Here is a 25026-nt window from a genome sequence, read left to right on the forward strand (position 1 = left end):
ACCAGCCTATTGCAGACGCGCAATGACGGCGACCGGCCGATAGCCGTGCTTGTCGAGAAAGGCCGCCAGCCTTTCGGGATCCGGCCGCAGCGGGTCGCCATAGTCGCGCGCATGGATGCCACCCGAAACGTAGAGCACGTCGAAGCCGTTGTCGGACGCGCCTTTGACGTCGGTCATCATGCCGTCGCCGATGGCCAGGACATTTCTACGCTCGACCGCGTGGCCGAGCAGGCCGGCAATTTCCTTCATGGCAAGGTTATAGATCGGCGCGAAAGGCTTGCCGGCGATCAGCGTGCGGCCACCAAGCTGCGCATAGTCGCGGGCGAGCGCACCCGCGCACCAGATGATGCGCTCGCCGCGCTCGACCAGGATGTCGGGATTGGCGCAGATGAACGGCAGGTTGCGGGCCCGCAGCCGCATCAGCAGTTCCGCATAGTCGGCAGGCTTCTCCACCTCGTCGTCGAAGAGCCCGGTGCAGACGACGCCGGTGGCTTCGAATTCCTCGACGAGGTCGACGCCGAGGCCGTCGTAAAGGTTGAAATCGCGCTCGGGGCCGATATGGAAGATCTGTCTCGGACCCTCGGCGATCAGGTCGCGGGTGACGTCGCCGGAGGTGACGACGCGGTCATAGGCATCGGCGGGAACGCCGATGACATTCATCTGCGCAATGACGTCGGCGCTGCGGCGCGGCGAATTGGTGATCAGCACCACCGGCACGTTTGCCGCGCGCGCCCTGGCCAGCGCCTCGGCCGCTGCGGGGAAATGCCACTCGCCGTTGTGCACAACACCCCAAACATCGCACAAAATGGCGGCGTAGGTTCCGGTCAGGGGGTCAAGCGAAGCGATGATGTCGGGCGAATCCGCCATGCCTTTTTCCTGATCCTGATCCCTGGCATAGGCCGCGGCCCCCATCCTGCAATTCCGGGGCCGCCGCGGCCGGTCCCGCATAACCGAAGCGCTTCGTCCTGTCACCAGCTTTCGCCATGCTTGGGGGCCGGCGGTTGGGGCCCACCTCAACCGTCCGTCCGGCACCACAGGGTTAACGCCCGGTCAAACGGCAGCACGATGTTGATGCTTTCGCCAAGGCTGAAATTTAACGATTGGCGACCATGGTAGTAGCTCGATTACGACCATAGTCGTATCTCAACGTCGATCTTGGCGGGGGCTAAGAAGCAATGATCCGAAGATTTCTACGCGACAGACGGGGCAACTATGCCCTGGTGACTGCCATTACGATGGTGCCGTTGATGGCCGCCGTGGGGCTTGCCGTCGACTATGCCGAGCTGGTGCGGCAGAAGCAGGAAACGCTGAACGCGCTCGACGCCGCCGGCATCGCGACGGCGCAGCAGATCGTGACCGGTGCGAGCGACGACGCCGCGAAAGCTTATGCCAAGAATTTCTTCGAGGCCAATCTCAGGCACGTCCTGCCGGCCAACACTGCGCTCACGGTCACCTTGCCCAACAACAACACGGGCGGCGGCACGCTGAAAATGCAGGCCACGTTGACGTACCATCCCTACTTCATGCCGGCAGCCGTCATGCTGCTCGGCGGGAGCATGGGAAACACCAAGGTCGACATCGTTGCCAAGTCAGAGGTCAGGCTGAAAAACACGCTCGAGGTGGCGCTGGTGCTCGACAATTCAGGCTCGATGGGCATCAACGGCTCCGGTACGGGTCAGCCCCGAATAGAACTACTCAAGACTGCCGCAACCGAGCTGGTTGATACGCTGGCAAAACAAGCTGATCAAATGAAGCAGATCAGCAAGCCGGTCCAGTTCTCTCTGGTTCCCTTTTCAGCTTCAGTCAATGTTGGTCCAGCCAACAACGATAAAGCCTGGATGGATCTGGATGGTATTTCGCCGATCCACCATGAGGATTTCGACTGGTCGACGATGTACAAGAGCGCGCCTGGAGCCGATCCCAACAAGTACATTGAGAAAGTTGGCGATGCCTACTGGAAGCGAGGCAGCGGTTGGGGCGCGGGACAGAACACTACAATGACCCGCTTCAAACTCTATCAAGACATGATGGCCACGACCCGGACCTGCACCAAGAAGAGGTCCAACGGTAGTTGCCAAACCTATTCCACTCCCACAACGGGACAATATGAAGCCTGGAAAGGCTGTGTCGAGGCGAGGCCTTACCCCTACAATGTGGACGACACGACGCCGACAACGAGCAAGCCCGCAAGCCTGTTCGTCCCGATGTTCGCGCCGGACGAGGCCGGTAATCTGTGGACCGACAGCACCCACACAAGCACGGCGTCCTGGGGCTACAGCAACAATTGGTGGGTGGATTCGGCAGATAGCCTGGCCGTCGCGAAACGTCAGTCAGACATGCGGAAATATTTCATTACGAAACCGTACACCGCACCCGCGGAGCCGACTGACGGTGGACCCAATGCGGGGTGCACGACTTCCGCCATCACGCCGCTGCAGGACATAACCACCACCGCAGGCAAGACCACTCTCACAAACGCTATCAACGCGATGACGCCGACGGGCAACACCAATGTGCCGGAGGGGCTTGCCTGGGGCTGGCGAACGCTTTCCAGCAATGAGCCCTTTGCCGAAGGCCGCGACAACAACGAAAAAGGCAACGATAAGGTGGTCATCGTGCTGACCGACGGCGCCAACACCTATAGCGCCTTCAACGACGGAAACTATGCCAAGAACAGATCGACTTATGCGGCCTATGGGTACACAGGATTGACATATCCTGGATCGGGAACCGTCACCCGCCTGTTTATGAATACGAGTGCTGCAGTCGGCAAGACCAACTACACGGACTCCAATTATACCGCCGCCCTCGACGAACAAATGCAGGCGCTGTGCGCCAACGCCAAGGCGGCCGGCATCATGGTGATGACGGTCTCGCTCGATCTCGTCGACACCAAGGCTGACGAAAAGAAAGCCATGGCAGCACTCAAGGCCTGCGCGTCGGACTCGCGTTTCCGCAAGGATCCCACCGATGCGAGCAAGGCCGCCAAGCTCTATTGGAACGCGACCGGCGCGACGCTGTCGGACGACTTCAAGGAAATCGCCAACGAGCTGTCGAACCTGCGCATCGTCAGCTGATCGGCAAGGACAGGGAACAGCGCCCCGCCATGGCGGGGCGTTGCCCGTTGGCCGCCCCTGCCGGGATTTGGTTAGCGCCTAGTGAAGCGGCGATCATGCAATAGAGCGGTTTCCCAAACCGGTCCTTCAGCGTCTTGTGAAACCATGGTGGCAATAAAAAGTCCGCAGGCGGGGCCCTTACCACAGATGCGCGAATTCTGGCGTCGATTTTGCCGTGACCGGCGCGGCAACTATGCCCTTGTGACAGCCATAGCCATGGTGCCGCTGATGGGCGCTGTGGCAATGGCCGTCGACTTCACCGAGCTCAACCGCCAGAAGCAGATGGTGCTGAACGCGCTCGACTCCGCCAATTTCGCCGCCGCGACGCGGCTGTCGCAAGGCGCCACGGACGACCAGGTCAGAGCCTACGCGGTCGACTTCTTCAACGCCAATCTCAACAATATCGATCCCGCCAACGTATCGCTCGATGTCACGCTGCCAAGCAACACCTCAGGCGGCGGCCTGCTGACCGTGTGCACGACGCTCAACTACCATCCCTATTTCTATCCGGCGGCGGCGCTGCTTGCCGGCGCATCCGAAGCGGATGCAAACAAGTTGATCAAGCTCAAGCTTTGCTCCCAGGTGCGGCTGAAGAACACGCTGGAAGTGGCGATGGTGCTCGACAATTCGGGCTCGATGAGCATCCTCGGCACCGGTGCGGGGCAGAAGCGCATCGACCTGCTCAAGCAGGCGGCCAAGCAGCTCGTCGACACGCTGGCGCTGCAGGCCGCACAGATCAAGCAGATCGACAAGCCCGTGCAGTTCAGCCTCGTGCCCTTTGCGGCTTCCGTCAATGTCGGGCCGCAGAACGACAATGCCTCGTGGATCGATACTTACGGACTGTCGCCGGTCAGCAACGAGAATTTCGACTGGTCGACGCTCAATGCGCCCAACAAGTATGCGCAAAAAATCAACGGCATCTGGTACAAGAAGGGCACCGGCTGGGGCGACGAGGAAGGCCAGATCCTGACCCGCTTCGAACTCTATCGCGACATGAAGGTGGTGACCAGCCACGAGCGGGTCGCCGGCAGCGCGCGTGTCGTCTGCGACTCCTACCGCTCGAACCACACCTGCAGGAGCAGTCACACCGAATACGATTATGTCGACACCTACGGTCCGTTCGCCAGTTGGCAGGGCTGCGTCGAGGTGCGGCCCTATCCTTACAACGTCAACGACACGCCGGCCTCAGGCGGGCCAAACAACACCGGCATCGGGATCGGCGATCCCGCCACCATGTTCGTGCCGATGTTCGCGCCCGACGAGCCCGGCAATGTGTGGAAGGTGACGCAGGACCCCAACGAGCCGAACCCGGTAACCTACGGCGCGGCCAACAACTGGTGGAACGACGACCCGTCGAGCACCACCGGCAAGACGCGGCAGTCCAACATGGCCAAATACTTTCAGCCGCGGCCGATCGATGCGCCGGTGCTGGCCAAGGGCGCCGGGCCGAACTACAGCTGCACCACCACGCCGATCACGCCGCTCACCGACGTCACCAATGCGGATGGACTTGCCGCGATCAAGGCCGCGATCGACCTGATGCAGCCCAACGGCAACACCAATGTTCCCGAAGGCATGGCGTGGGGCTGGCGCACGGTCTCCAGCACCGAGCCCTTCACCGAGGGGCGGCCGGAAACCGAGCGCGGCAACGACAAGGTGGTCATCGTGCTCACCGACGGCGAGAATACCTATTCGACCGTCAATTCGGACCCGGCCGGCAACAAGTCGACCTATGCGGCCTATGGCTATACCGGTGTCGGCTACAACGGCACCTCGGTCACCCGCCTGTTCGGCGGCACGTCGGGCGCCATCGGCCAGTTCAACTATTCGTCGAGCAACTACACGGCCGCGATGAACGAGCAGATGGCGACGCTGTGCAACGACGCCAAGGCGGCCAACATCATGGTGATGACGGTGGCGCTCGACATGTCCTCGACCAGCGCCAGTGACGTCAAGGCGATGGACGCGCTGAAGGCCTGCTCGTCGGACTCGCGCTTCCGCAAGGACCCGACCGACCCCAGCAAGCCCGCCAAGCTGTTCTGGAACGCGACCGGGGCAACGCTGTCCGACAATTTCAAGGAAATCGCCAACGAATTGTCGAATTTGCGCGTTGTTGGGTAAGGCACATAAACTGGTGCCGACGCGCCAAGAAGCGAAAAGGCAGGATTGGGGGCTGGTTTTCAGATAGTATCCTATCTCCCTTCATCTGAGGATGCTGAGATGCTGTCCGACCTCGTGAAACTCATCGAGCAGGATCATTTGGCCGTGGATGCCTTCGTCAAGGGCGATCCCGAGCCTTTGAAGAGTCTCTACTCACAACGGGATGACGTCGTCATCGCCAACCCGTTCGGCCCGCCGGCCAAAGGATGGAAGAAAGCTGCCGAAACAATGGACCGTGCCGCTACCAACTACCGGGACGGAGAGGTTATCGGCTTTGAGCGCATTTCCGAGTACGCAACGACGGATTTGGGCTACATCATTGAGATCGAGCGGGTCCGATCCAAGGTCGGCGGCAGCGACAAGCTGGTGCCGATTGCACTTCGAACCACCACTATATTTCGGCGGGAGGAAGGCGCATGGAAGATCGTCCTTCGTCATGCCGATCCTATAACCTCACCTCGTCCGGCGGCCTCGATCGTCGGTGAGTAGAAAGCTACCAACGCCTGAAAATGAGTGCCCTCGTTTTGGGGCTACGCAGCGCACGTTTATATGGACGTGACAAGAACCGACCCGAGCAAGCCCGCCGAGCTGTTCTGAACGCGACCGGCGCAACGCTGTCCGACATTTCAAGGAAATCGCGGACGAGCTGTCGAATTTGCGGGTGGTGGGGTAGCGCAATCGGGGCTTTGGAAGAAATAGTACCGGCGCCGAAGCTGTCGATCTCCCCCCTTGCGGACCCCTTGCGGACCCCTTGCGGACCCCTTGCGGGGGGAGACGTCTCGGTCCACCCTCCGCAGCTGCAGCGCAACTGCTGCGGAGGACGGGCAGGACAGAGGGGGATGTGAAGGAACGCCGACCTTTCGCCTTCGTCATCCTAGCCCGAATATCTCACCAAAAGAAGTGCATCGGCCCCGAGAATCTGAGAAACTGCTTTTGCAACAAAGAGTTATCAGATTCAGGAACGGGGTCCGATGCAGACACACTGTACTTCCGAGCAGCTTGAATTTGAAGGCTTCGACGGCCACAAAGTTGTGGCTGGTTTCGACGGCGGAGCCATTACCTCAGACGCGGGCGCCTTGCTTCTGCGTCACGTTGATCGGGCCATCGGGCTGTTCGACCGGGTGGCCTCGTGCTTCGTCGATTACCGCGATCCGGATCTCACGGTTCACAGCGTCCGCACGTTGGTCGGGCAACGCATCGCAGCGATCGCGCTGGGATACGAGGACATCGACGACCACGACACGCTTCGCCACGACCCGGTGCTCGCACTTGTGTCGGAACGCTTGACGCCGAAGCGAGACGATTGTGCGGTGCTTGCTGGCAAGTCGACGCTCAACCGGCTGGAGCATGGCCGGGTCGGGGAGCCGACGCGCTATCACAAGATCAGCTACGACAGGCTAGCGTTGGAGGCCTTGTTCGTGGACCTGTTCCTAAAAGCCCACGACAAGCCGCCGGCCGAGATCGTGCTCGATCTCGACGCCACCGATGATCCGCTGCACGGCCGGCAGGAAGGCAGGTTCTTTCACGGCTACTACAACTGCTACTGCTACCTGCCGCTCTACATCTTCTGCGGCCGGCACCTTTTGGCGGCAAAGCTCAGGCGTTCCAACATCGATGCCAGCAAAGGAGCGGTCGAGGAGGTTGAGCGGATCGTGACCCAGATCCGCAAAACCTGGCCCAGGGTCCACATCATCCTGCGCGCTGATTCCGGCTTTGCGCGCGAGGAACTGATGGCCTGGTGCGAGATCAATCGCGTCGACTACGTCTTCGGCCTCGCCCGCAATGAACGGCTGGAAACCAAGATCGCCCCGACCTTGAAGGAAGCCTGCCTGGCATCTCGGGCAAGCGGGCAGGCCGCCCGGGTCTTCCGCGACTTCAGGTGGTCGACAAAAGACAGCTGGTCGCGCCGCAGGCGGGTCGTGGCCAAGGCCGAATGGACGACGCAGGGCGCCAATCCGCGCTTCATCGTGACGTCACTCAAGCCGGGGCGCTGGGCGGCACGGGTGCTTTACGAGGAGCTCTACTGCGCCCGCGGCGACATGGAGAACCGGATCAAGGAGTGCCAGCTCGACCTCTACGCTGATCGCACCAGTGCCAACACCATGCGCGCCAATCAGCTGCGGCTGTGGTTCGCCTCGTTTGCGTATGTCCTGATCTGCGCCTTGCGTCGCCTCGGTCTTGCCCATACCCGGCTCGCCAACGCCAGTTGCGGCACGATCAGATTGAAACTGCTGAAGATCGGCGCGCAGGTGCGCGTCTCGGTTCGTCGCATCAAGGTGGCGATGGCCTCAGCGTGTCCCTATGCCGAGGAGTTCGCCCTGGCTCACGCCCGAATACGTGCCGCGGCTCTGTAATGCCGCCGGACCTGAACCCTTCTCACAAACAATAGAGGACACATTGCTGAAGACCTGACCGTCGCCACACCGCGGCGCTGATCGCCGCCGTCCTCGAACTCCACAGCCATGCCAATGGCCGCGCCGCCTCAAAGCGCAGCCCGGCGATAGATTCGGTGAGAGAAGCGGGCTAGGGCGGAGCAAGGAGCGAAGCGACGCGCGCAGACCCTAGGATCCATGCCGTTACTTACGAGCGTTGCAGCGGTGCAGAATTCTGAGCCGCCGGGTTCTTCGGAGACCGTCACGGCATGGATCCTCGGGTCAAACCCGAGGATGACGAAGCGTTGGCGGAGCCGAAGAACCAAGTGCTGAGAGGTTGGCGGGACAGCATCCCCTCTGCCTTGCCAGGCATCTCCCCGCAAGGGAGGAGATTGGCCGTCATTCGCTGCTTTCGCCAATTATCAGCGCTGGCGCAAAGGCTACCGCCCTCAAGCTCTTGCGGACGGCGAAGGCGCGTGGTGAACGTTCCACCACCGCTGGAGATCGCCTCATGCCCGACGCCGCCAACCATTTCGCCTTCGCGCTGATCTGCCTCGGCATGGTGCTGACGCCGGGGCCGAACATGATCTACCTGATCTCGCGTTCGCTGTCGCAAGGGCCGAAGGCCGGGCTGGTCTCGCTCGGCGGCGTGGCGCTCGGCTTCCTGTTCTATGTGCTGTCGGCCGCCTTCGGCATCACCGCGCTGCTGCTGGCGGTGCCCTTTGCCTATGACGTGCTGCGCATCGCCGGCGCGCTTTATCTGCTGTGGCTCGCCTGGCAGGCGCTAAGGCCCGGCGGACGCTCGCCCTTCCAGGTCCGTGAATTGCCGAAGGACAGGCCCCGCAAACTGTTCGTCATGGGGCTGATGACCAATTTGCTCAACCCGAAGGTGGCGGTGCTTTATCTCTCGCTGCTGCCGCAGTTCATCAACCCGGCCAAGGGCCATGTGCTGTCTCAGCTTCTCGTCCTCGGCGCGACCCAGATCTCGATCAGCCTGACCGTCAACGCCATCATCGCGGTGACCGCCGGCTCGATCGCCACCTTCCTGGCCGGACGACCGTTCTGGCTCGTCGTCCAGCGCTGGATGATGGGCACGGTGCTGACGGCGCTGGCCCTGAAGATGGCCACCGACGCGCAGCGTTAAACAATATCCGCTACATCGGCCGGCGAACGGGCCGGATCTGCTCCGGCTCTACCACCCTGCGGTAGAGATGCCAGGTCGCGTGGCCAAGCAGCGGCATGACGACGGCGAGTCCGGCAAACAGCGGGATCGATCCGATCACCAGAAGCACCGCGACCGTCAGGCCCCAGAGCGCCATCTGCAGCGGGTTCGCCACCACCGCGCGCGCAGAGGTCTCGATCGCCGAGACAGCGCCGACATCGCGGTCGAGCAGCAGCGGGAAGGCTATCACGGTGGTGGCAAGCACCACGACCGCGAAGACGAAGCCTGCGGCATTGCCGAGCAGGATCAGCGTCCAGCCCCTGCTGGTCGTCAGCACGTCGCGCAGGAAGGCCCCGACCGAAGCCGGCGGCTCGGCGCCGAACAGGCTGGTGTAGATCGTCTGCGCAGTGAACAACCACAGAAGGAAGAGCGCGAACAGCAGGACGCCGATCACCGCGATCGAGGGCAGTGCCGGCGAATGGCGCACGTCGAGCGCATGGTGCCAGCGGCTGCTCATGCCGAGCTCGCGCCGGCGGCTGATCTCATAGAGACCGATGGCCGCGAAGGGGCCCATCAGCGCGAAGCCCGACATCAGCGGATAGACGAGCTGGATGGCGTTGGAGCCGGACGTCCATCGCGTCAGGATCAGGCCGACGACCGGGTAGATCAGGCACAGGAAGACATAGTGCGAGGGCTTGGCCCAGAAATCCTCGGCGCCGAGCTTCAACGCCTCCCAGAGGTCCGACGTCGTGATGTGTCGTACCGTGGGCTGCACATGCATCCCGTGCGCGTCCGCCATGACATGAAAACCAGCCATAACCGTCCTCCGTTTGGTATCGGGGGCGGTCACCGCCTGGGTGGCCGCCCAAGACTGCCACTTAAGTACCTGTGGCAGCATAGCCGATTTGCCAAGGATTGTCGTCGCAGATCGTGTTTCGCCCGTCGTCACGCGATTTTCATCGCCCTGCCCGGCAAAAGCCATGATCGCCGGTATCAGAGGCCGGATGAGCATATCGACGTCCGAAGCATCCTCCCCTCTCACTCTCGACAGACGCATCTTTCTCAAGGCCGCCGGCCTTGCCGCGCTTGCCGGCATCGCCGCCTGCAGCACCGTTTCGGTGCCGACCGGCGAAGGCGCCGGCGTCTCGTCCTCCGCCACAGCGACGCTGGCCGGCATTCGCGCCACGGCCGGGCTGCCCGCGCTGGTTCCCGATAGGCAGTTGGAGCAGGCCGCGCTGCAGCAGGCCGGCTACATGGCCTCGCGGGAGCGCATGAGCCACACCACCGGCTGGGGCAAGGATTTTGCCTCGCGCATGAAGGGCGACGGGGTGCGCGGCGCCGCGGGCGAGAACATCGCCGAAGGCCGCTTCGACCAGCAGAAGCTGTTCGACATCTGGATGCATTCGGACGGCCACCGCCGCAACATGCTCGACCCCGACTTCAGCCGCTTCGGGCTGGCCTATGTGCGCGACGGCCGCGATCCCGGCCTTCGCTACTGGGCCCTGGTGCTCGGCCGCTAGAGCGTTTCACCGTTTCACGGAAACGGTGAAACACTCTATCTCTTTGTTTTTACGCAATTCCGGACGGAAAACCGTGTCGCACTTTTCCTGGAATTGCTCTAGCGGAGTGGCGGCGCTTACTTCAGCGCTATGCTCATGCCGCTGAGATCGGCGTTGACTTGCAGGCCCACCTGCCTGCCTGTGAGTTGGAGTTGGGCGCCCTTGTCATTGGTCATGACGATCACCTGAGCCCCTCTGCCGAGCGCGCCGCCACCGCCTGCCGCACCATATACACCCGTCACGTCCCGGGCGCGTCGGATGTGGCGCACGGTACCCTGGAAATAGGTCTTGGAAGCGCCGAAGGCGAGGCCGCCCGAGATGCCGCCGACCGAGATGGGATAGCGGCGACCATGGAAGGTCAGGGTGCCCTCGCCGCCGGTGCCACCGATGAAGAAGGCCGCCTTGTAGACGGAGAAGCGGATCGAGCCGCTGTCGGCATGCGCGGCGCTGGCAAAGCTAACTCCCGCGGCGGCGATGACGGCAACCGCGACTGAACGAAATCCGGACGAAATCTTCATGATGAGAGCTCCTCAAGGTTGCCGCTTACCCAGGCGGCCGGCCACGTCGTATCAAAGTCATAGCCGAACAGTCTCGCCCGCCATTTGTTCCAGGCACGCGGCCTGAATCCGGCTGCGAGACCTGCACGAAGCGGGCGAACCGGCCGCAGTTTTGTTCAGCCGCAATGTCAATCCATATGGGCTGCCGGCGCGCCGCCGGCTGGTGCCGCCTTCGGCTTGCGCAGCAGCAAGACGAAAGGAATGGCAATCAGCGTCATCACCATCAGGATTTTGAAGTCGTTGACGTAGGAAATCATCATCGCCTGCAGGTTCACAAGCCTGTCGACCTGCGACAGCGCCATCCGATCGCCGCCCGCGGCTGCAGGCGAGGCCACCCAGAGATTGGGGTTGTAGGGATTGATGAAGGCCGAAAGCTCGCTGTGGTTGATCTGCGTGTTGCGCACCATGAGCGCCACACACCACCGACACGCCGATCGACGAGCCGAGATTGCGCACTAGGCTGAACAGCGAGGTCGCATCGGTGCGGTAGCGCGCGTCGAGCGTGGCGAAGGCAACGGTCGACAGCGGCACGAACACCATGCCCATGCCGAGGCCATGGACGATGCCCGAAGAGATGATCAGCCAGTAGTCCATCTGCGGCGTGAAGCTCGCCATGGTGTAGCGTGGCGCGCATGTCGGCGAGGCGAGCTGCCCAGCCGGCCGAGGCATCGCGCCGGATAAAATCGCCAAGCGCCGCGGACGGATAGGAACCGACTTTTTACCAATCGACTTCAAAAACACGCTCCAGCGGCTTGAAAACACGCGACCATTGCCTGCGATGACCGCCTTTAAGACATTGCTAATCGATTGATTGGATTGATTGGCTGGTTTGCTGTGCAACCGTCCGGCTGGTCAGAATGCGTTATCATCGCTGGCGAAAGAACATCTTTCTTGGTCGGTCGGATTTTCTTTTTTCGAAGGTGCCGCATATCGTTGCCGGCATTTATGCGCTGGTCAGCGCGGTGTGGATTGCATTCAGTGACAGACTGCTGGTCAGCCTTGCCGGAGGCTACAGCCAATACCAGCACCTCCAAACGTATAAGGGATGGCTGTTCGTTTCTGCTTCGGCGCTGATCATGTTCCAGTTCCTCCAGAACGCGTGGAAAGCCATCGTTGCCGCCTACGAGACCGCGCTCGAAAGCGAGGGGCGTCTCGAATTGGCGCTGGCCAGCGCGGACGGCGGCGTTTGGGAACTGAACCTCGCCGAAGGCGAGGAAGCGATTGCTTTTGTCTCCCCGCAGCTTACCGCCCGACTGGGACTCCCGCCGACGCAGCGGCTTACCTTGGACGAATTTCGATGCAGAAGGCACCCCGATGATGTCGACCGGGTTGACCAGACGTTCGAGGCTTTCATCAAGTCTGGCAGCCAAGGCTCGTACGAAGATCGCTATAGGGTGCGGGCAAACAACGGATCTTACCGTTGGGTGCATTCGCGCGGGAAAATCGTCGCCGGCAAGGACGGCATGGCGCAACGAATGGTCGGCGTTTCCCTTGACATCACAGAACAGATGGAGGCCGGGGAACGAGTCAGGCAGCTCCTGCGCTATGACCCTCTGACCGGTTTGGCGAAGCCGCAGAAATTTCTTTCGGATATCGATGACGCGCTTGCCAGGATGAGTTCCGGTAGCATGGTCGGAATCGTTCAGGCGAAGCTGCTCGACCTCGACCAGCTCATCGGCGACTCAGAGATTTTGGAGGACGCAAAGATTGTTCGGGCAATCGGCGATCGTCTGCAGGCGCTCTCGGAAGCCGGATTCGTGGCATGCCGCGTTTCGACGGATATTTTCGCTGTCGCCACCCCTGCACTGAAGACCCCTGAAGCGGTGCAGAACGCCACACGACAGGTTCTGAGCGTCTTTTCGAAGCCGCTACAAGTGGACGACGGATGCGTAAGACTTCGTTTTCTGATGGGCGCTGCGCTCTCCCCGCAGGATGGCGACAATGCGCACATTCTTCTGCGCAACAGCGGCCATGCTCTCGGGCGGGCCGACCGTACCGCCGACGCCGGCATTCGTTGGTTCACCGAAGGAATGGACACCGAATCCCGGAAGCGAAACGACCGCCTCCGGGACCTCGCCGGTGCCGTGGCCAACAGCGAGATCGAGTGCCATTTTCAACCGGTTGTCGATCTTGTGACCGGGCAAACAGCTGGATTTGAGGCGCTGGCACGCTGGCGCAGGAGAGATGAGGGATTGGTGTCTCCGGACCAGTTTATCGGCGCCGCGGAGGAACTCGGTCTCATATCGGAAATCGGGGAAGACATCCTCAGGCAGGCATGCCATGCAGCGGCCCAGTGGCCTGGAGATTCGGAATCGGCGCCGTTTGTGGCCGTCAATGTCTCACCCATTCAACTAAACGACCCTTCTTTCCCCGCCGTTGTTGCACGGGTCCTTGCGGAAAGCGGATTGTCCCCCAGCCGGTTGGAACTGGAGATCACGGAGAACGCTCTTTCAAGCGAACCCACATTGGCGGCGCGGCGACTTACGACCCTCAGACGACTGGGGATTTCGATCGCGATCGACGACTTTGGCACCGGATATTCGTCCCTTGCGCTTTTGAGCAAATTTCCATTCACCCGGCTGAAGATCGACAGGTCCTTTATCGCTGGCTACGGCCAGCGACATGAATCCACGATCATCGTCGACATGATCATTGATCTTTGCCGGCACCTCGATCTGTCGATCACCGCCGAAGGCGTGGAAACGAGCAGGCAAGCCGCGCTGCTGTCCGCTAGAGGCGTTACCCTCGCGCAAGGCTACCGATTCAGTCGTGCCGTGCCGGTGGGGAACGCAACGGCGCTTCTCAGTAGAAAATGGCCGGTTCAAATAGCGATTTCAGCGCCCGAACGGGAACTTCTTGCCCATGAGGGCGGAAGCCGACGGTGAGAGTGCTTAAGAGTCAGTCAACCCGAAATCCCGCCCTGCATGCGAGACGGGAGAAGGAAGTCATGACAGGTCGCGCCAAGAGCCCGCCCCGCTGGCGTGCGAAGGTTGGGAAATGAAGGTCAATCCATATGGGCTGCCGGCGCGCCGCCGGCTGGTGCCGCCTTCGGCTTGCGCAGCAGCAAGACGAAAGGAATGGCAATCAGCGTCATCACCATCAGGATTTTGAAGTCGTTGACGTAGGAAATCATCATCGCCTGCAGGTTCACAAGCCTGTCGACCTGCGACAGCGCCATCCGATCGCCGCCCGCGGCTGCAGGCGAGGCCACCCAGAGATTGGGGTTGTAGGGATTGATGAAGGCCGAAAGCTCGCTGTGGTTGATCTGCGTGTTGCGCACCATGAGCGCCACCACCACCGACACGCCGATCGACGAGCCGAGATTGCGCACCAGGCTGAACAGCGAGGTCGCATCGGTGCGGTAGCGCGCGTCGAGCGTGGCGAAGGCAACGGTCGACAGCGGCACGAACACCATGCCCATGCCGAGGCCCTGGATGATGCCCGAAGAGATGATCAGCCAGTTGTCCATCTGCGGCGTGAAGCTCGCCATGGTGTAGAGCGACTGCGCGGTGAGCAGGAAGCCGACGATGACGAGGATGCGCGCATCAATCCTGTGCATGATGCGGCCGACGAGCAGCATCGAGATCATCGTGCCGACACCGCGCGGTCCCATCACCACGCCGATGGTGACGGTCGGGTAGCCGAAGATCGTCGACAGCATCGGCGGCAGCAGCGACATCGAGGCCAAAATCAGCACGCCCATGACAAAGATGAACGCCAGCCCGGCGACGAAATTGCGGTCGAGGAAGATTTTCGGGTCGATGAAGGGGTGTTCCGCCGTCACCGTGTGGATGATGAACACCCAGAAGCCGGTGATCGACAGGCCAAGCTCGATCCAGATCTCGGGCGAGGAGAACCAGTCCACCTCGCCGCCGCGGTCGAGCATCAGTTGCAGCGCGCCGACGCCGAGCGAGATCATGGCGAAGCCGAAGAAATCGAAGCCGCGCACGCGCTTGGCGATAACAGGCAGATAGGCGGCCATGCCGAGGAAGGCGAGAATGCCGACCGGCAGGTTGATGAAGAACACCCAGCGCCAGTTGAAATTCTCGGTCAGCCAGCCGCCGAGCGTCGGCCCAAGGATCGGCCCCAGCATAATGCCGGCGCCCCAGATGGCCATGGCCTGGCCATGACGCTCCTTCGGGTTGATGTCGAGCAGGAAGGTCTGCGACAGCGGCACTATTGCCGCGCCGAACACGCCCTGCAGCAGGCGAAACAGCACCATCGACTCGAGGCTCCAGGCGAGGCCGCAAAGCATGGAGAAGATGGTGAAGCCGACGACCGCGGTCAGGAACAGTTCCTTGCGGCCGAGACGGTCGGCAAGCCAGCCGGTGACCGGCGTCATGATCGCCGCGGCCACGATATAGGAGGTCAGCACCCAGTTGATGTTGTCTGGCGAAGCGCCGAGGTCGCCGGTCATGGTCGGCAGCGCGACATTGGCGATCGTGGTGTCGAGCGCCTGCATGATCGTCGCCAGCATGAGCGCAACCGTTATCAGGCCGCGGTGCGGCACTTCCTTGAAGGGTTCTGGCTTGCTCATGATGCGAAACTTCCGGCAGGTAACAAAAACATGTACACTGGGTTTCCGGGCGGCAAAGCCTTCCGTTGAGAGACCCTCATCGCGGTGGGACGCGACTATCGATGTGGGGGTTACATCGACCGAAAGTCTCTACCAGAGCGGATGCCTGCCGCCCGGAAACCTGAGGACCGACGGGTCCGTATCGAAGGCTTCAGCTTTCGATCAAGCCGCAATGCGGCCCAGTCCAAAGGCTGATCCTCTCACTTCCTCCCATCAGACCAATCCCTGCTCCTCACCGCTCCCGCCTGGTTCAGCTGATTTACTGTACCTCGCCGGCCGTGGCGTGACCGAAGATCGACGGCAAGCCGCGCGCCACGCCGGTGTCGACGGTGACGCTCGCGCTCATGCCGGTGCGCAGCATCATTTTGGCGTCCGCGTCGGTCAGTTCCAGGCGCACCGGAATGCGCTGGGTAACCTTGACCCAGTTACCGGTGGCGTTCTGGGCCGGCAGCAGCGAGAACTCCGCGCCGGTGCCGGCGCCGATCGCCTTGACGGTCGCCTCGAAAGTCCGGCCCGGATAGGTGTCGACGACGATCTCCGCCTTCTGGCCCGGCTTCATGTGGGTGAGCTGGGTTTCCTTGAAATTTGCGTCGATCCAGGTGTCGCCGGTCTCGACCAGCGCAAATAGCGGCGTGCCGGCGCTGACATACTGGCCGACCTTGAAGGAGGCGGCCTGATAGACGACGCCGTCGGCCGGCGCCCTCACGCTGGTCCGCGCGAGGTCGTAGGCCGCCTTGTCGCGCGCAGCGAGCGCTGCCATCACGCTCGGATGCTTGTCGGTCTCGATATCGGGGTTGCCGCCAAGCGCCGCCCTGGCGCTGATAATGCCCTGCTCGGCCACCGCCAGCTGCTGCTTGGCCTTGTCGAGGTCGTTGCGGGCCTGGTCGAGAGACGACTTGGCGTTGATGCCCTTCTGGGCGAGGTCGGCGGCGCGGTCATATTGCGACTGCGCGTAGGCGACTTCGCTGGTGTCGGATTTTTCCTGCGCCGTCGCCTGGCTGTAGGCGGCGCGCAGCTGCTCAACGTTGAGGCGCGCGGCGGCAACCGCCGCGTCGGCCTGGGCGAGCGCAATCCGGTAGGGCTCGGGGTCGATGACAAAGAGAAGGTCGCCCTGCTTGACCGTCTGGTTATCGGAGATGGCGACCTGGACGATACGGCCCGCCGTGTCGGCGGCCATCGAAATCCTGGCCTGCTGGAGATTGGCGTTCTCTGTCTCCTGATAGCGGCCGCCGGTCACCCAGACAAAGGCGCCGCCGATAAGCAGCGCCGCCGGCAGCGCGACCATCAGCAGCAGGCGGCCGATGCGGCGCTTCTTTTTCGGTGCCGGCGCCGGCTGCGGCATTGGCGCCACCGAGACCGGAGCGGGTGCCGGCTGCGTCTGGGCTTCGGCGACCGGCTGCGCCGGCGCCTCCAGCTCCAGCTTGGTGACATTGTCTTCTATCTTGGCTGCCGCGTTCATGCTGCTGCGCCTTCCGTATTCTTCATCTTTTCCAGGGACGACGTCTCGCCGTCCGTCAGATTCTGCACGATGGTGTCGAGCACCCGGATCAGGATGCGGCGTTCTTCCGCCGATACACCGGTGAGCGATTCCTCATAGACCTCGCCGGCAAGGCTCTTGACCTCGGCATAGGCCGCGTTCGCCTTCTCGGTCGGGAAGATCATGCGCACGCGGCGATCGGCGGCGTCAGGGCGGCGCTCGATCCAGCCACCTTCCTCCATCCTGTCGACCAGGCGCGAGACGCTGATCGGCTCGATTTCCAGAAGTTCGGCCAGCCGCGCCTGCGCCACGCCCGCCTCTTTGGCGACGCGGACCAGAAGCCGCCATTGCGCCGACGACAGGCCAAGCCCGCTGGCGCGCGCCTCGAAGCGCTTGCGCATCAGGCGTTGCACGTCGTGGATCAAAAATCCCAATCTGTCGATGCCATCTGAAACCATGAGCGGCATATATAATAAGCGTGCTTACTATTCAAGCCCCATGCATTGCTCCAGAAGCCGGCAAATCCACATGGCAGCGATGCGATGTGCTCATGGTTAGCGCTCGGTGAACGCCACGGCTCCGAAGATGCGCTGCGCTACGGACCCGGGAATTCGATGCACACAACGGCGATGGCGGGGAGAAATCCGATCAAAGGGCGAGATTCCAGGTCTGGCCAACCAGATCCTTGCCGAAGGAGTGATGGCGTTCTTCTTCAACCAGCTTGAAGCCGGCTGCCTGATAGATGCGACGGGCCGAGGTCAGTATGTCGTTCGTCCACAGCGTTAGCGTCTTGTAGCCTTTGGCGCGGGCGAAGCCGATGCACTCGTCGACCAGCCGCCTGCCGATGCCGAGACCGCGCGCCGAAGGCTCGACATAGAGCAGCCTGAGCTCCGCCACTTTGGGCGATTTGCGCACGACAAAGACCGAGCCGACCACCTCGCCTTCGCGCTCGGCGATCCAACCGCGCTCCCATTGCGGGACGAAGTTCTTGACGAACTCGCCGAGGATTTCCGCCACCAGCGCCTCATAGGTTTCGTCCCAGCCATAGTCCTGCGCGTAAAGCAGGCCCTGGCGATGCGTGATCCAGCCGATGTCGCCGACCTGCAGCGGCCGCAGGATGTAGGGCACCTCGGGCTTGGGACGGTCGCCGAGCAGCTCCTGCACGGTGTGCATGGCCTTGACCAGCCGCTCCTGGTCGGCGGGCGCGAGGCGATCGAGCAGCGCACGCACCTGCTCATGCGAATCCTGGTTGAGGGGCGCGAAGGCCTCCCGCCCCGCTGCGGTCAGCGCGATCGAGGATCGGCGTGCATCGGTCTCGGTGGCGGCGCGCTCGACCAGGCCGCGTTCCTCGAATTTCTTCAGCAGACGACTGACGTAGCCGGGGTCGAGGCCGAGGTCGCGCACAAGGTCGCTGGCGACAAGACCGTCACGATGCGCGAGTTCGTAAAGCACGCGGGCCTCGGTCAGCGAGAACGGGCTCTTCAGGAGGCCTTCGTCGAGGAGACCGATCTGGCGGGTATAGAAGCGGTTGAAGGCGCGTACCGCATCGATGCGCTGCTTGCCGGGGTGATCGTGGATGGTCATGGGGTGCTCCTGTCCAGAGCAGGATTGATTATTTAGTTGACTGAGTCAAGCAAATGGTGACGTCGAAGCACCTCACAACTTCGTCATTCTAGGGCGGAGCAAGGAGCGAAGCGACGCGCGCAGACCCTAGAATCCATTCCGTGACCGATACGTGTGGCCACGTTGCAGACCTTGGTACCGAACGTCGGCATAAACGACCTTCTTCTGCATCCGTATCGCTCTTCGGCAGGCGGAACGGCATGGATTCTACGGTCTGCGCTCCGCTTCGCGTCGCTCCGCCCTAGAATGACGACCCCCGGTCGCCGGCGCCAATCACGAGCGCCGTGACGCCTCACCCCATCGGCAAAACCGGCCAGAATTCCACGATGCGTCCGGCCGAAAACACGGCAATTGCCCCGAATTGCTGCAGGACCGCCTCGCTCTGCGTCGGCCGCAGGAAGGCGTAATCGCCTGGCCTGACGCTCGCCCCAGCGGGAAGTCCCATGAACTGCTGGTTGGAGGACAGGCCGATCAACCGGTTCGGCTTCATGCCTTCGGGGAACGCGGGCTCGGCCATCCATTTGCCGCCATAGAGGTAGCAGCCTTTGCGCGGGAACAGGCCAAGCAGTTGCAGCGTCCGGGACAGAGCCGCCGGACCGGGCAGCACCGGATCGGGTGCCTTCAGGATCGGCATCGCGATGAAGGCCGCCGGCTGGAAGCCGCCGAGGCCGGGCCGGTCGAAATCGGCGGGCAGCACGAAGGCCGAACCGATCGACACTTCGTTGGCTGCCCCGCCCTGATGCAACAGCGCCGTCTTCGAGCCGCCGATGTTCAAGGTGCGGCGCTGGTCCGGCTCGAGGCAGGCGACAAATTCCGCCGCCCTGGCCGATGCTTTCTTCAGCGCCTTTCCAGCGCCGCCGAACAGGCCGGGGATCTCCGGCGCATGCGCCTCATAGGCCATGATGCCTTCGCAGCGCATGCCCGCGGGGATCGTCAGCGCCTTGATGTCCGCTGGACTGATAAAGCCGCCGCGATGCAGCCCGACATCGACCTCGAAGGCAAAGCGCAATTCGGCGCCGAGCTCGGCGGCGAGCGCGCCATATTCGGCCAGCCGCTCCGGCGTGTCGATCAGCCAGCAGACGCGCGACCACCAGCCGGCGCCGCCTCTGGTCAGCGCTGCCCTGGCCGCGCCGGCCGGCATCGGCTTGCCGTAGAGCAGGTCGCCCTCCGGAAACGCGTCGAGCACGGCCTGCGTGACCGGCGGATGGAAGGTCATGAAGCGGTTGGTGCCGATTGCCCTGGCTATATGCGAAAGCAGCGGCAGGCAGGGGAGCGATTTGTCGACCAGCCGCACGGCAAGGTCCGGCGAGAGCCTGTTCTTCACCAGCCCGATGTTGGCGTCCAGCCGATCGCGGTCGACCACCAGGCAAGGCCGAAAAATCTCCGCCGCCTTCAGCGCCCTGGAGAGGTCGACAAAATAGGCACTCATAGCTCGATGCCGAACAGCCCGGCCATATAGGGCGACAAGAAACGGTTCTGGGGATCGATGTCGCGGCGCACCGCCATCGCGTCGTCCCAACGCGGATAGAGTTTTTTCAGATCCGCCGCCTTCAAACCGTGCATCTTTCCCCAATGCGGCCTGCCGCCATATCTGCGGAAGATCGGCTCGGCCGCCCGCATGAAGGGCAGCGGATCGTTCGCCGCATCGTGGTGGATGGCGATCGAACAGGTCCGCCTTTTGTGGAAAGGCGAAAGCCAGAACTCGTCAGGCGCTACCGAACGCACCTCCATCGGGAAATAGACTTCCGGAAAGTGCTTTTCCGTCAGCGCGATGATCTCGGCCAACGCGTTCGGGCCTTCCTCGTAAGGCAGGTGATATTCCATCTCGTTAAATTTGGTGCGACGGTCGCTGGCGTAGACGTTGAGCCAGTCCTGCACGTAGTCCTCGGGCGGGACTTTCTTGACCGCGCCGCGGATCAGCCAACGGCGCAGCCATGGCAGTCGGCGCAGCGCCGTGCGCAGCTTGCGCAGCGTCGCCAGCCCTTCCTCGTCGTCCTCGGTCGGGCGGGGTGTGGGCGCGGCGGCGCTCAGATCGCTGGCGATGAACTGCGCATAGCCGGAAAACGGGATGTAGTAGAATTCGGCCGACCGGTGCGCGGCCATCATCGTCTCGAAATCGCGCAGCATGTCGGCGATCGGCAGCACCCATTTGCGGCGGCGCAGCCGGTAGGTCGCAATGTTGTTCATCGTCACTTCCGTGAGCACGCCGAAGGCGCCGAGCGCGACGCCGGTGGCGTGGATCATGTCCTGATCGCCGGTCCGGCTGAAGTCGCGCAGCCTGCCCCGTCCGTCGACGAATTGCACCGTCTCCAGCTGCGTGTGATAGGCGCCAAGCGTCGGGCCGGAGCCATGCGTGGCGGTGCCGAGCGCGCCGCCGATCGCCTGGCGGTCGATGTCGCCCATATTGGGCAGGCCCTGGCCGACGCCCTGCAGCAGACGCATCAGCGGCCCGAGCCGTGTGCCCGCCCTCACCCTCGCCTGATGCTTTTCAGCGTCGTGCGAGACCAGCCCTTCGATTTTCTCCAGCGAGACGATGGCGCCGTCCGACTGCACCAGCGGCGTGAAGGAATGGCCGGCGCCGGCGACACGCAGCGGGCCGGGTGCGGAGCGGACCAAATCGGCAAGCTCTCCGGCATCTGCCGGCGTGGCGATCAGCTTCGGCGTGGCGCTGACGAAACCCGACCAGTTGCTCCAGCTGTTCGACACCGCCACCTCCGCGTTAGCTCGAAATCCGGCGGCGCCGCGCGATGACGATGAACAATCCAAGCATCGCCACGCTGGCCAGGGCACTGGCGGCGGCGAATTCCGGCACGGGTCGAAAATTCTCGCCATCAATGAGCAGCGAGGCGGCGACCGGACCGATGGCGAGGCCGAAAAGCTGGGCTGCCGGCACCAGCAGCACCGCGTGACGGGTCTCGTCCGCGGTGATCGCCAGCCTGATCTGGTAAGGCACGATGAAAAGCAGGATGAAGCCCATGACCAGCGCGACGGCCCAGAACACCGAAGGCCCCGGTCCCGATGCAAGCAAAGCCGAGCTTATAGCCGCGATGGCGCCGATAACGGTGATCGCAAAACGGTAGTCGATGCGCGCCTCGAAAACGGTCGCGGTCATGGCGCCGATCACCTGCGCGGCAAGGCTTGCCGAGACCATCAGACCGACGGTACGGCCATCGATTCCGAATTGCGCGCCAAGCGGCTCCAGAAATGCCCAGACGGCGCCAAAGAACATGAAGTAGCAGAAGACCGAGAGCAGCGCCGTGATCGACGGCAGGTTCAGGACATTGGCGAATTGTTCTTCCTTCGGCAGGTCGGCGTAGTCGTCCGGCACCGTCCAGGCGACGACCAGCGACAGCAGGCAGACCACGCCAAGCGCAATGAAGCCGCCGGCCGAACCGGCGGCAGGCACGACATAGAGCGCAAGCAGCAGCGCCAGCGCGCACTGCGCCAGTGTCTGCAAGGTGACGAAGTAGCCGCCGATGCGCTCGGCCCGGCGCGAGCGGGCAATCAGCTCGGTGGCGACCGCGACCAGCCCGCCTTCGGCGAGGCCGGCCAGGGCGCGCGCGCCGATCAGGGAATTGGCGGTGACGGCATAGGCGCTCCAGACATTGGCAAGCCCGAGCAGGACCAGAAGCAAAGTGCTCTTCCAGCGCATGTTGCGGGCCGGAAGCAGCATGGCCACGATCGCCGATCCGAGCGCGATCGCAACCATCTCGGCGGTGGCGACCAGCGCCAGCTCATCGCCGGTAACGTGGCCCTCGGTGTAAAGGGCCCCGAGCAGCACCGGCTGCAGACCGAGGATGAGCAGGCCGACCGAGCCGATCCACAGCGCCGAGGCAAGCTGCAGGCCGCTCGGATTGCCGACCAGCCAGTCGCCCTCTTCCGCTTGCGCGGCTTGCGTTGCAGTCAAGAGGCGCCCTCCCTTGCAGCCCGATCAAAAGCTGACAACTTGTCAGCAATTCAGGAAACTGATACTTGATCATGTTTATTGTCAACCGGGAATTTGGACTTCTGGCGAGAGTTGAGCCATGGCTAAAGCAACGCGAGCCGCGACCGAGCTCAGGCGAAGGCCCAAGCAGGAGCGCAGCCGCGAGCGCATCGACGCGATCCTTGCCACGACCATGCGGCTGATCGGCGAAAAAGGCATTGACGCCGTCACCATGAAGGAGGTGGGCGCGCTGGCCGGCGGACCGATCGCCACCGTCTATCATTATTTCCCCAGCAAGTCGGCCATCCTAGCGATGCTCTATGAGCGGTTCTCGCAGGAAAGCCGCGCGCGCTTCGGCGCGATCATCGCGGAGATCCGCGGGCTGGAGGATGTGACGGTGGCGGCGGACCGTTTGCTCGATGACTACTACCAGCGTGTCGCCGCCGACCCAGCGATCCAGGACCTGCAGAACGCGATCCAGGCCGACAAGGCGCTGCAGCATCTCGACATCGCCGAGACGAGGCACCAGGCGAAGATGTTCTGCGACCATGTCGCGCCGATGCTGAAGCCTGAGCAGCGCGAGGCTTTTTCCAGGGTGGTGTTCCTGATCTTCCAGCTTGCCGGCGGCGTCGTGCGGCTGGCGCTGACGCAGGACGAGGCGGAAAGCCGGCGCACGATCGACGACTACCGCTCGATCATCCACACGCAGCTGAAGTTGTTCCTCTGATCAGGGATCGAGCTTCGGGCCAAGAATCTCGACCAGCCAGTCGACGAACACCCTGACGCGCGGCGACAGCTGGCGGCTGCGCGGGTAGAGCACCGAGATCGGCGTCGGCGACGGAGGGTAATCGGGCAGCACCTCGACCAGCCGGCCGGCCTCGAGGTCCGAGACGAAACGAAGCCGCGGCGCCTGGTAGAGGCCGAAGCCCAGCCGCACCAGAGTGGCGCTGGTGTCGGAATTGGCGACGGTGACCCGCGACGGCAGCACCACTTCCCGCATCTTGCCGTCGATGGTGAATTCCAGCGGCATCACTTGCCCGCTGCGGGACGAAACGAAGCCGATCATCATATGGCCGGCGAGGTCGTCGGGTGTGCACGGCGTGCCGTGGCGTTCGAGATAGGCCGGGCTGGCGACGGTGATCTCGCGCGCCATGCCGAGCCGGCGCGCGATCATGTCGCTGTCGGGAAGCGTGCCGGCGCGGATGACGCAATCGACGCCTTCGCGCACGAGATCGACGAGACGGTCGCCTTCGCCGACATGCACGCTCAGCTGCGGATGGCGGGCAAGCAGCGCCGGCAGTTCCGGAATGATGAAGGTGCGCGCCATATGGCCGTTGACGTCGATGCGCAGCCGCCCGCGCACCTCATGCGTGCCGAAGCCGCCTTCGGCATCCTCGATGTCGGCCAGAATGCCGACGCAGCGCTGGTAATAGGCCTCGCCGTCCAGCGTCGGCGTGACGTGGCGGGTGGTGCGCCTGAGCAATTGCACGCCGAGCCGCTCCTCCAGCTGCTTGATGGCGGAGGTCGCGCTGGAGCGCGGCAGGCCGAGATCGGCCGCGGCCGCGGTGAAGCTGTGCCTTTCCACGACGCGGACGAAGAGCCGCATGCTGTCCAGCCTGTCCATGCAATGACTGTTCGCACAAGCTGAATAGTGTTGGCAATCCCCGGCCGATTATATCGACCGGGCAGGCTAGTATATGGATCTCCATCACAAAGAAGGAGATTTCACGATGACCAACTCAACCCGCCCCATTGCCCTCGTCACCGGCGGCAGCCGCGGCCTCGGCCGCAACACCGCGTTCAACCTCGCCCGCAAGGGCATCGACGTGGTGATCACCTACCGCTCCCGCGCCGACGAGGCCAAGGCAGCCGTGGCCGAGATCGAGGCGGCCGGCGGCCGCGCCGCCGCACTCGAACTCGACGCTGGCGCCGTCCCTACCTTCCCGGCCTTCGTCGCGGCTTTGAAGCAGACGCTGCAATCGACCTGGCAGCGCAACCGTTTCGACTTTCTCGTCAACAATGCCGGCACCGGCCTGCGCAAGACGGTCGCCGAGACGACGGAAGAAGAATTCGACGCGCTGATGAACATCCACCTCAAGGGCGTGTTCTTCCTCACCCAGGCGCTGCTGCCGCTGATCAACGACGGCGGCCGCATCATCAACATATCGAGCGGGCTGGCGCGCTTCGCGGTGCCGGGATCGTCGGCCTATGCGATGATGAAAGGCGGCATCGAGGTGTTCACACGCTACCTCGCCAAGGAGCTCGGTCCGCGCGGCATCACCGCCAACACGGTGGCGCCCGGCGCGATCGCGACAGACTTCAACGGCGGCCATGTGCGCGACGACGCCGATATCAACCGCATGGTGGCAAGCGTCACCGCGCTCGGCCGCGCCGGCGTCCCCGACGACATCGGCCCGATGATCGCCTCGCTGCTGTCGGACGACAATCGCTGGGTCAACGCCCAGCGCATCGAAGTGTCGGGCGGCATGAACATCTGAG

Annotated in this window: 20 protein-coding genes and 1 pseudogene; 9 read left to right on the top strand and 12 right to left on the bottom strand. The window is 63.1% G+C overall.

Annotated elements, in window-relative coordinates:
* Nucleotides 1-6 precede the first annotated feature (6 nt).
* Nucleotides 7-867, bottom strand: a complete 861-nt coding sequence (locus FJ974_RS20305) for a TIGR01459 family HAD-type hydrolase (protein ID WP_140539225.1) — start codon at nt 865-867, stop codon at nt 7-9.
* A 308-nt stretch (nt 868-1175) separates the two neighbouring features.
* Between FJ974_RS20305 and FJ974_RS20310 the strand changes: the two genes are divergently transcribed.
* From FJ974_RS20310 to FJ974_RS20330, 5 genes are all read left to right on the top strand, one after another.
* Complete coding sequence (locus FJ974_RS20310) at nt 1176-3077, top strand: TadE/TadG family type IV pilus assembly protein (RefSeq protein ID WP_140539226.1); 1902 nt, start codon at nt 1176-1178, stop codon at nt 3075-3077.
* A gap of 186 nt (nt 3078-3263) precedes the next feature.
* Nucleotides 3264-5237: a pilus assembly protein gene (locus tag FJ974_RS20315; RefSeq protein WP_181177346.1), complete on the top strand. Its 1974-nt coding sequence runs from the start codon at nt 3264-3266 to the stop codon at nt 5235-5237.
* A 99-nt stretch (nt 5238-5336) separates the two neighbouring features.
* Complete coding sequence (locus FJ974_RS20320) at nt 5337-5765, top strand: YybH family protein (RefSeq protein WP_140539227.1); 429 nt, start codon at nt 5337-5339, stop codon at nt 5763-5765.
* A gap of 482 nt (nt 5766-6247) precedes the next feature.
* Nucleotides 6248-7630, top strand: a complete 1383-nt coding sequence (locus FJ974_RS20325) for an IS1380 family transposase (protein ID WP_140539328.1) — start codon at nt 6248-6250, stop codon at nt 7628-7630.
* Between the two features lie 529 nt (nt 7631-8159).
* Complete coding sequence (locus FJ974_RS20330) at nt 8160-8792, top strand: LysE family translocator (protein WP_140536472.1); 633 nt, start codon at nt 8160-8162, stop codon at nt 8790-8792.
* 10 nt (nt 8793-8802) lie between these two features.
* Here the strand turns inward: FJ974_RS20330 and FJ974_RS20335 are convergent, their stop codons facing one another.
* Nucleotides 8803-9627, bottom strand: coding sequence for a DUF2189 domain-containing protein (locus FJ974_RS20335; RefSeq protein ID WP_140536474.1), 825 nt, complete (start codon nt 9625-9627; stop codon nt 8803-8805).
* Nucleotides 9628-9814: 187 nt separating this feature from the next.
* Between FJ974_RS20335 and FJ974_RS20340 the strand changes: the two genes are divergently transcribed.
* The gene (locus tag FJ974_RS20340; RefSeq protein WP_140536477.1) at nt 9815-10330 is read left to right on the top strand and encodes a CAP domain-containing protein; all 516 of its coding nucleotides are present in this window, start codon (nt 9815-9817) and stop codon (nt 10328-10330) included.
* 116 nt (nt 10331-10446) lie between these two features.
* On the opposite strand, the gene FJ974_RS20345 is transcribed toward FJ974_RS20340, so the two are convergent.
* Both FJ974_RS20345 and FJ974_RS20350 read right to left on the bottom strand, forming a co-directional pair.
* Nucleotides 10447-10887, bottom strand: a complete 441-nt coding sequence (locus FJ974_RS20345; RefSeq protein WP_140536479.1) for a hypothetical protein — start codon at nt 10885-10887, stop codon at nt 10447-10449.
* Nucleotides 10888-11054: 167 nt separating this feature from the next.
* A pseudogene (locus tag FJ974_RS20350) lies at nt 11055-11562 on the bottom strand (EmrB/QacA family drug resistance transporter); the annotation flags it as partial.
* 221 nt (nt 11563-11783) lie between these two features.
* Between FJ974_RS20350 and FJ974_RS20355 the strand changes: the two are divergent.
* The gene (locus tag FJ974_RS20355; protein WP_140536482.1) at nt 11784-13811 is read left to right on the top strand and encodes a putative bifunctional diguanylate cyclase/phosphodiesterase; all 2028 of its coding nucleotides are present in this window, start codon (nt 11784-11786) and stop codon (nt 13809-13811) included.
* 119 nt (nt 13812-13930) lie between these two features.
* On the opposite strand, the gene FJ974_RS20360 is transcribed toward FJ974_RS20355, so the two are convergent.
* The 7 genes from FJ974_RS20360 to FJ974_RS20390 all read right to left on the bottom strand — a co-directional run bounded on the left by FJ974_RS20360 (nt 13931) and on the right by FJ974_RS20390 (nt 22509).
* On the bottom strand, nt 13931-15463 hold the full coding sequence (locus FJ974_RS20360; RefSeq protein WP_140536484.1) for a DHA2 family efflux MFS transporter permease subunit: 1533 nt from the start codon (nt 15461-15463) through the stop codon (nt 13931-13933).
* Between the two features lie 298 nt (nt 15464-15761).
* A complete protein-coding gene (locus FJ974_RS20365; RefSeq protein ID WP_140536487.1) occupies nt 15762-16961 on the bottom strand; it encodes an HlyD family secretion protein in 1200 nt (399 codons plus the stop codon).
* Nucleotides 16958-17437: a MarR family winged helix-turn-helix transcriptional regulator gene (locus FJ974_RS20370; protein WP_140536756.1), complete on the bottom strand. Its 480-nt coding sequence runs from the start codon at nt 17435-17437 to the stop codon at nt 16958-16960. The genes FJ974_RS20365 and FJ974_RS20370 overlap by 4 nt, the downstream gene beginning before the upstream one ends.
* Nucleotides 17438-17627: 190 nt before the next feature.
* Entirely contained in the window at nt 17628-18563 is a 936-nt protein-coding gene (locus FJ974_RS20375) for a helix-turn-helix domain-containing GNAT family N-acetyltransferase (RefSeq protein ID WP_140536490.1), read from the bottom strand.
* Nucleotides 18564-18894: 331 nt separating this feature from the next.
* The gene (locus FJ974_RS20380) at nt 18895-20031 is read right to left on the bottom strand and encodes an alanine racemase (RefSeq protein ID WP_140536492.1); all 1137 of its coding nucleotides are present in this window, start codon (nt 20029-20031) and stop codon (nt 18895-18897) included.
* Nucleotides 20028-21308 carry a D-arabinono-1,4-lactone oxidase gene (locus tag FJ974_RS20385; RefSeq protein WP_140536495.1) on the bottom strand — a complete coding sequence of 427 codons (1281 nt, stop codon included), beginning with the start codon at nt 21306-21308 and terminating at the stop codon, nt 20028-20030. The genes FJ974_RS20380 and FJ974_RS20385 overlap by 4 nt, the downstream gene beginning before the upstream one ends.
* A gap of 13 nt (nt 21309-21321) precedes the next feature.
* Nucleotides 21322-22509, bottom strand: a complete 1188-nt coding sequence (locus FJ974_RS20390) for an MFS transporter (RefSeq protein WP_140536497.1) — start codon at nt 22507-22509, stop codon at nt 21322-21324.
* 118 nt (nt 22510-22627) lie between these two features.
* Here FJ974_RS20390 and FJ974_RS20395 point away from each other — a divergent pair, with 118 nt between their 5' ends.
* Complete coding sequence (locus FJ974_RS20395; protein ID WP_140536500.1) at nt 22628-23254, top strand: TetR/AcrR family transcriptional regulator; 627 nt, start codon at nt 22628-22630, stop codon at nt 23252-23254.
* On the opposite strand, the gene FJ974_RS20400 is transcribed toward FJ974_RS20395, so the two are convergent.
* The gene (locus FJ974_RS20400) at nt 23255-24151 is read right to left on the bottom strand and encodes a LysR family transcriptional regulator (protein ID WP_140536502.1); all 897 of its coding nucleotides are present in this window, start codon (nt 24149-24151) and stop codon (nt 23255-23257) included.
* A 106-nt stretch (nt 24152-24257) separates the two neighbouring features.
* Here FJ974_RS20400 and FJ974_RS20405 point away from each other — a divergent pair, with 106 nt between their 5' ends.
* The gene (locus tag FJ974_RS20405; protein ID WP_140536505.1) at nt 24258-25025 is read left to right on the top strand and encodes an SDR family NAD(P)-dependent oxidoreductase; all 768 of its coding nucleotides are present in this window, start codon (nt 24258-24260) and stop codon (nt 25023-25025) included.
* The last annotated feature ends 1 nt before the right edge of the window (nt 25026 follow it).

The sequence above is a fragment of the Mesorhizobium sp. B1-1-8 genome (assembly GCF_006442795.2).
Lineage (GTDB): Bacteria > Pseudomonadota > Alphaproteobacteria > Rhizobiales > Rhizobiaceae > Mesorhizobium.